General features: G+C 36.9%; 3 protein-coding genes. All 3 read left to right on the forward strand.

Annotation, left to right across the window (positions count from 1 at the left end; translation table 11 throughout):
• The first annotated feature begins 389 nt into the window (after nt 1-389).
• Nucleotides 390-950 carry a sigma-70 family RNA polymerase sigma factor gene (locus tag AC1DPQ_RS21930; RefSeq protein ID WP_029274028.1) on the forward strand — a complete coding sequence of 187 codons (561 nt, stop codon included), beginning with the start codon at nt 390-392 and terminating at the stop codon, nt 948-950.
• A 106-nt stretch (nt 951-1,056) separates the two neighbouring features.
• A complete protein-coding gene (locus tag AC1DPQ_RS21935) occupies nt 1,057-2,079 on the forward strand; it encodes a FecR family protein (RefSeq protein ID WP_477580791.1) in 1,023 nt (340 codons plus the stop codon).
• Nucleotides 2,080-2,274: 195 nt separating this feature from the next.
• On the forward strand, nt 2,275-3,385 hold a 1,111-nt coding region (locus AC1DPQ_RS21940; protein ID WP_477610871.1), incomplete at its 3' end, for an STN domain-containing protein.

Consider the following 3,385-nt stretch of genomic DNA (forward strand, 5'->3'; position numbering starts at 1 on the left):
ACGTAACATGGTTACCAACTCGGTACCAATTTGCCCGTTAGAGCCTAAAACAACAATTTTTTCTTGCATAATTTTTTTGAGATTGAGCAAAGGTAAAAAAATGAGATAAAAGGCGATAAAATATTTATACTTAGTGTATAGAATAGTGGTTAATTGTTTAAACTGGTTAATCGGTTAGATTAGTTTAAAAAGGATTAATCGGTTAATTGTATAAACTAGTTAACTGTAAACCGGATTGTTTAAATTGCTAACTGCAAATTGCCAACTGAAAACTGTTAACTGATATCTCAGGTATTAGAACCTTTCAACAATACAACAATCAAACTTGATTACATTTCAACATTAATTTTATTACATTTACTACACTTACCTGCATAACCAAATAACAAATGACTCACGCTGAGCCTGAAAAATCTGATGATTTACTTGATCGCTTAAAACTGGGCGACAAACAGGCTTACGAAAAAATATATTTCACCTATAGTAATGAGCTTTTATTGGCAGCCTACAAAAAAACAGGCGATAAGGTAATTGCTGAAGAACTGGTGCAAAACATCTTTATCTCCCTTTGGGAAAAGCGGCAGGAAGCGGTGATTAATAACCTCCAGGCTTATTTGTTCGGTGCCTTGAAGTTAAGTGTGATTAACCACATCAGGAGCCTGGTTATGGAGAATAAGTACATGGAGTACCAAAGCCTAACTTATTCAGAAAACCATCAGGACACTGCAAACCTGGTCGATCTTCATGATCTATCTTCCATCATTGAAGAAGGTATCAACTCCCTTCCGGAAAAAACACAGGAAGTTTTCAGGCTGAGCCGATACCAACACCAATCTACTAAAGATATTTCTGCTGGTTTAAATATCTCCGAAAAAGCTGTAGAATACCATATTACCCGCTCAATTAAAAGAATTAAAGAATATATTAAAAATTTCTACATCTTTTTGTAACTGATTACCAGGCAATTGAAAATTATTTTAGCTTTTTTATCTCCTGCCTTTAGGGGTTCGCATTCATTGTGTTACTTGTATAGTATAAAGCCAAATATTCTTTCTTATGGACCAGAAATCATTTTACGATTTACTAAGCCGTTACGAAAACGGAAATTGTACCGAAGCCGAAAAGCTTTGGGTAGATAAATGGTATCATAACTTAAATAGCAGGAATTTTAAAGATCTATCGTCAACAGCACTGGAGGAAATGCAGGCCAATACCTGGCTAAACATCAATAATATTGAACGCAAACCAGCACCAACATTAAAGGTTAAAAAGCTTTGGCCAAAATTTGCAATTGCAGCAGCTATATTGGTTGCCTTTTTTATCGGGGGATTATACCTAACGGACTACAACCATGCTGAACAATCTTTTATTGATGAAAACAGCAATTTAAGCCTAATCAGCAAAACCAATGATACTGATCGTCCCATCATTATAGCGCTTAGCGATGAAAGCACAGTAACACTTAAACCGCAGGCCAATATTATTTATCCAAAGATTTTTGCTGCCAACAAAAGAATGGTTTATTTAAAAGGAACAGCCTTCTTTTCGGTAAGCAAAAACCCAAAGCGGCCGTTTTATGTATATAATCAAAAACTGGTTATACGTGTTTTGGGTACCAGCTTTTGGGTAAAATCGTCAACAGATAAACTTCCCGCCCAAGTTGCGGTAAGGACCGGAAAAGTTCAGGTAGAAGAAAATCAGAAAAGCTCACTATTCACTTTTGCTAAAGAAAAACTGGCGAAACCAATTCTGCTTACGCCAAATCAAAAAGGTATTTTTTCCGACCACAAATTAAATAAAACATTGGTAAGCAAGCCTATTCCATTGGCCGAAGCTTATAACATACCCACAAGCTTGAGCTACAATTTTAAAGAAGAAAGCATTAAAGAAATTTTCAAAACCTTATCTGAAGCATATGGGATAGAGATAAAATCAGATAATGAGCAGATTTCGACTTATACTTTTACCGGAGATTTAAGCAAAAAAGGGCTATATGAGCAGCTCGACCTGATCTGTGGAACCATATCAAGCAAATATTACATCCAGGGAACCAGCATTGTGGTTTCCAATAAAAACTAACCAAATATATAAACATGATGAAGAAGAACCACAACACCAACAGCCCGTAACCGCGGCGCCATATTCCATAATATTTTTCTAAAAAACAAAGCCGACAATGTGGGGCATTGCCGGCGAGTTAAATACATTAGAAATGTATTCATGGTATTTCTATGTCCAATAAATCCAATCATTTAATGAACAATAACCAAATTTATGAAAAAAAATCAACTTATTTCGCTGGCGATATATGCAATGAGAGTTTCGATTTACCAAATACTTGCAATAATAATTTTTACTTGTGGTGCTTTTGCCAAAAATGTCGACGCACAAGATTTCCTGAACAAATCAATTTCGATTAAAGCCGATCAAACAGATATTAAAACCATTATAGAAAAAACAGAACACTTAGCCAATGTTAAATTTGTTTACAGCCCACAATTAATAAACTCCAACCGTAAAGTTTCTATTAATGTGGTTAACCAAAAACTTAAATACTTTCTTGAGAATTCGCTAAAACGTTATGACGTGGGATATAGAATAGTTAAAGATCAGATTCTGCTCTATTCTATTCCCGCCAATAACAACCTCGAACTGCTAAAAGCCTTTGAAGGCATTGTTACCGGAAAAGTAACCGACAGTAAAGGGAATGCCATCCCTGGGGTATCAGTTACCGTTAAAGGAAAATCAATCGGGACCACAACCGACGAAAATGGCGCTTTTGCGCTAAAAGGCTTAACTGTCGACAGCCGTGTAATCGTGGTAAGATATGTAGGTTTCATTTCCAAAGAAGTAAACCTATCACCTGGCAATGCCGACGAAAACCTGAGTATCAGCCTATCAGAAGATAACCTACAATTGGAAAGTGTGATGGTAACCGGTGGTAATCCAAAGAAAAAATTAGAAAGCAGTGTGGCCTTAACTTCAGTGAGTAATAAAGATATCACCAACCGGGCACCTTTAAACAGTACCGATTTATTAAAGGCCATACCAGGTTTAACAGTAGAAAGTACAGGTGGCGACGGCCCGGGAAATGTTTGGGTAAGGGGGTTTCCGCAGCAGGGCGGATATATCTTCCTGGGTATACAGGAAGATGGTTTACCGCTTTTACCAACAGGGTTCAACACAAACCCATCTGTAGATCAATACTATAAAACAGATCTGACTATCCAGAACATAGAAGCCATCAGAGGGGGTAACGCATCAATCGTTCAGGCCAACACACCAGGTGCGGTGGTAAATAACATCAGCTATGTTGGTGCAGATAAACAATATGGTCAATTTAAGTTTACAACAGGTTTTTCGCAAGGTTTGTACCGTGTTGATG

Source organism: Pedobacter sp. 01T416_2 (genome assembly GCF_056398925.1).

Coding starts and splice junctions, on each gene's coding strand:
- AC1DPQ_RS21935 (WP_477580791.1), top strand. CDS start 1,057: ATGGACCAGAAATCATTTTACGATTTACTAAGCCGTTACGAAAACGGA.
- AC1DPQ_RS21930 (WP_029274028.1), top strand. CDS start 390: ATGACTCACGCTGAGCCTGAAAAATCTGATGATTTACTTGATCGCTTA.